Origin of the sequence: Streptomyces sp. ActVer (assembly GCF_027270795.1) — a bacterium.
In the GTDB taxonomy this organism is placed as follows: domain Bacteria; phylum Actinomycetota; class Actinomycetes; order Streptomycetales; family Streptomycetaceae; genus Streptomyces; species Streptomyces umbrinus_A.
This window is the reverse complement of sequence record NZ_JAPWHT010000677.1, coordinates 1-3819: the sequence shown is the minus strand read 5'-3', so window position 1 is coordinate 3819 and position 3819 is coordinate 1. Positions and strand designations below refer to the sequence as shown.

At 69.9% G+C, this 3819-nt stretch carries 3 protein-coding genes and 1 pseudogene; 2 read left to right on the top strand and 2 right to left on the bottom strand.

The features are described from left to right. Both O3Q52_RS50280 and mce read right to left on the bottom strand, forming a co-directional pair. Positions 1-579 (bottom strand): annotated as a pseudogene (locus O3Q52_RS50280) (hypothetical protein); the annotation flags it as partial. A gap of 230 nt (positions 580-809) precedes the next feature. Then, positions 810-1250 carry a methylmalonyl-CoA epimerase gene (gene mce, locus O3Q52_RS50275; RefSeq protein WP_190232135.1) on the bottom strand — a complete coding sequence of 147 codons (441 nt, stop codon included), beginning with the start codon at positions 1248-1250 and terminating at the stop codon, positions 810-812. 147 nt (positions 1251-1397) lie between these two features. Between mce and O3Q52_RS50270 the strand changes: the two genes are divergently transcribed. Then, complete coding sequence (locus O3Q52_RS50270; RefSeq protein ID WP_269655112.1) at positions 1398-2600, top strand: acetyl-CoA C-acetyltransferase; 1203 nt, start codon at positions 1398-1400, stop codon at positions 2598-2600. Between the two features lie 32 nt (positions 2601-2632). Then, positions 2633-3589: a methylmalonyl Co-A mutase-associated GTPase MeaB gene (gene meaB / locus O3Q52_RS50265; RefSeq protein WP_269655113.1), complete on the top strand. Its 957-nt coding sequence runs from the start codon at positions 2633-2635 to the stop codon at positions 3587-3589. Positions 3590-3819: the final 230 nt, after the last annotated feature.

Here is a 3819-nt window from a genome sequence, read left to right as displayed (position 1 = left end):
CGCGGCGACCCGCTCGGCCTCCGCGCGGGCGGCGGCCAGGGCCTGCTCCGCCTCGCCACGGGACTCGTCGACCAGCCGGCGGGCCTGCTGCTCACTGCGGGCCCGCAGCTGCTCGGCCCACGCCACGTTCTCGTTGACGTGCGACTCGACACTCTGCCGGCGCTCGGAGAGCTCCTGGTCGAGCTGCTGGCGACGGGTGACCGCCTCCTGGTGCAGCTCCGCCTGGAGGCGCGCGGCCTGCTCGGCGTGCTCCTGGAGGATCCGCTGCGTCTGCGCGCGGGCCTGGCTCAGCTCCCGCTCGGCGTCCTGGCGCAGCTGGTCGGCCTGGATCTGCGCGTTACGGAGCATCTGCTCGGCCTGATAGCCGATGTCGGCGCTGTCGTAGGCAGGCCGGGTCGCCAGACTGCGGCGCGCCTCGTGCAGCTTGGCGCGCAGCACCTCGACCTGATAGCCGAGGTCCTCGGCGTGCTGGACGGCCTTCTCCCGCTCGGTCTTCAGCCGTTCCATCTCGGCCTCGAACCGAGAGAGGTGGTCGACGTCAGCCGCCGGCTCTCGCTCCTGGCGTTCGTAGCCCCGCACTGCGCGGTCCCATCCGTCCCCTGGTCGCAAGTCTCTCCAAACGAGCACCGTCCATCCGCCGAACGGGGCCCCCGGGGAATGGTGTCAGATCAACGGCGGAGCACACGCTGCTGCCCCGCCACTCGCCCCCGAAACCTGGACCCCGGCCCTCGGATCCTGACGATGAGGACCCGGACCGCCCCGAAGAAGCGGCGGCCGTCCCCAACCCTACCGGCCCTTATGTACGCGGGTCAGTGCTCAGGTGACTCAACGGGCGCCGATGTGACCAGTTCTGTCAGGACGCCGTGGCAATCCTTCGGGTGCAGAAAGGTGATGCGCGACCCCATCGAACCCCTGCGCGGCTCGTCGTACAGCACGCGTACGCCCTTGTCGCCGATGGCGGCCGCGTCCGCGTCCACATCCGCCGTACCGAAAGCGATGTGGTGCACGCCCTCACCGTTCTTGGCCAGCCACTTTCCGACGGCGGAGTCCTCGCGGGTGGGTTCCAGGAGCTGGAGATAGGAGGCGCCCCCGTCGGACGTCTCATTGATCTTGAGCATGGCCTCGCGCACGCCCTGCTCCTCGTTGACCTCGGTGTGGAAGACCTCGAAGCCGTATGTCGCACGGTAGAACTCGACAGTCGTGTCGAGGTCGAAACAGGCGATCCCGATGTGGTCGATTCGCGTCAGCATGGTGTCAGTGCAGCGCTCCCGAGGCGGTTACGCAACGTGCGCGCGATCACACACCGCACCGGATGACGGGGGGCGTACCGCTCAGTACATTTTCAGTAAACCCTCGTTCACTCCTCAGCTGTGCAAGCTGGAAGGGGATCGCTCCTCATGTCTGGAACGAACAGCACCACCTCCGTCGTCGTCGCGGGTGCCCGCACCCCGATGGGACGGCTGCTCGGCTCTCTGAAGTCCTTCTCCGGAGCCGACCTCGGTGGTTTCGCGATCAAGGCCGCCCTCGACCGTGCGGGCATCGGCGGCGACCAGGTGCAGTACGTGATCATGGGTCAGGTGCTCCAGGCCGGGGCAGGGCAGATCCCGGCACGCCAGGCCGCGGTCAAGGCGGGCATCCCGATGAGCGTCCCGGCGCTCACGATCAACAAGGTCTGTCTCTCGGGCCTGGACGCAATCGCGCTCGCCGACCAGCTGATCCGCGCCGGCGAGTTCGACGTGATCGTGGCGGGCGGCCAGGAGTCGATGACCAACGCTCCCCACCTGCTCCCGAAGTCCCGGGAGGGCTACAAGTACGGCGCGATCGAGATGCTCGACGCCATGGCGTACGACGGGCTGACCGACGCCTTCGAGAACATCGCCATGGGCGAGTCGACCGAGAAGCACAACACACGCCTGGGCATCCTGCGGCCCGAGCAGGACGACTTCTCCGCCCTCTCGCACCAGCGGGCCGCCGCCGCGCAGAAGAACGGCCTCTTCGAGGCCGAGATCACCCCGGTCGAGATTCCGCAGCGCAAGGGCGAGCCCGTCGTCTTCAGCAAGGACGAGGGCATCCGCGGCGAGACGACCACCGAGTCGCTCGGCAAACTGCGACCCGCGTTCGCCAAGGACGGCACCATCACGGCCGGCTCGGCCTCCCAGATCTCCGACGGGGCGGCCGCCGTCGTCGTCATGAGCAAGGCCAAGGCGCTGGAGCTCGGACTCGACTGGATCGCGGAGATCGGAGCCCACGGAAACGTCGCGGGACCCGACAACTCTTTGCAGTCGCAGCCGTCCAACGCGATCCAGCACGCCCTCAAGAAGGAGGGCATCGGCGTCGAGGATCTTGACCTGATCGAGATCAACGAAGCCTTCGCCGCCGTCGCGGTCCAGTCAATGAAGGATCTCGGGGTGTCCACGGAAAAGGTGAACGTCAACGGCGGTGCCATCGCCCTCGGTCACCCGATCGGCATGTCCGGCGCCCGGCTCGTCCTGCACCTCGCCCTCGAACTGAAGCGCCGGGGCGGCGGAGTGGGCGCGGCGGCGCTGTGCGGTGGCGGCGGGCAGGGTGACGCGCTGATCGTGCGGGTACCCAAGGTCTGACGCACGTTTCCCGTCCGATGAACGGAGCTGTGATGCAGGACGTCGCCTCGCTGGTGACCCAGGCCAGGGAAGGCCGGCCGCGGGCCGTGGCCCGGCTGATCTCCCTGGTGGAGGGGGCGTCCCCGCAGCTCCGCGAGGTCATGGCCGCACTGGCGCCGCTCGCGGGCAACGCGTACGTCGTGGGGCTCACGGGCTCGCCCGGTGTCGGCAAGTCGACGTGCACGTCGGCGCTCGTGACGGCCTACCGCCGGCAGGGCAGGCGGGTCGGTGTCCTCGCCGTCGACCCGTCCTCGCCCTTCTCGGGCGGTGCGCTCCTCGGGGACCGGGTGCGGATGTCGGAACACGCCTCGGATCCCGGCGTCTACATCCGCTCCATGGCCACACGTGGGCATCTGGGCGGGCTCGCCTGGGCCGCCCCCCAGGCCATCCGGGTGCTGGACGCGGCCGGGTGTGACGTCGTCCTCGTGGAGACCGTCGGCGTCGGGCAGTCCGAGGTCGAGATCGCGTCGCAGGCCGACACGAGTGTGGTGCTGCTGGCTCCCGGCATGGGCGACGGCATCCAGGCCGCCAAGGCGGGGATCCTGGAGATCGGTGACGTGTACGTGGTCAACAAGGCCGACCGGGACGGGGCGGACGCGACCGCGCGTGAGCTGAACCACATGCTGGGGCTCGGGGAGTCCCGGGGGCCGGGGGACTGGCGGCCGCCCATCGTGAAGACGGTCGCGGCGCGGGAGGAAGGGATCGACGAGGTCGTCGAGGCGCTCGAGAAGCACCGGGCGTGGATGGAGGAGCGGGGGGTGCTCGCGGAGCGGCGTCTCGCTCGGGCGTCCCGGGAGGTCGAGACGATCGCCGTCACGGCTCTGCGCGAACGGATCGCAGACCTTCATGGTGACCGCCGCCTCAGCGCGCTCGCGGAGCGGATCGTCGCGGGCGACCTGGACCCGTACCGGGCGGCGGACTCCTTGGTGGAGGGCCTGACAGAGGTCTGACCCTGGGGCTTCGCCCCAGACCCCGTGGGGTGTGTTGTCGGGTGCGGGTTGGGTGTGGCTGGTCGCGCAGTTCCCCGCGCCCCCAAAAACCTGGGGGCGCGGGGGACTGCGCAGTCTTTTGGGGGTTCGGGGGCGGGGCCCCCGAGTTAGTGACGATGGGGGTCCCCCCGCTCGGGCGAAGCCGAGAGTGGGGGAGGGTAGGGGCGGCGGGGGCGAGAAAACCCGGCCCC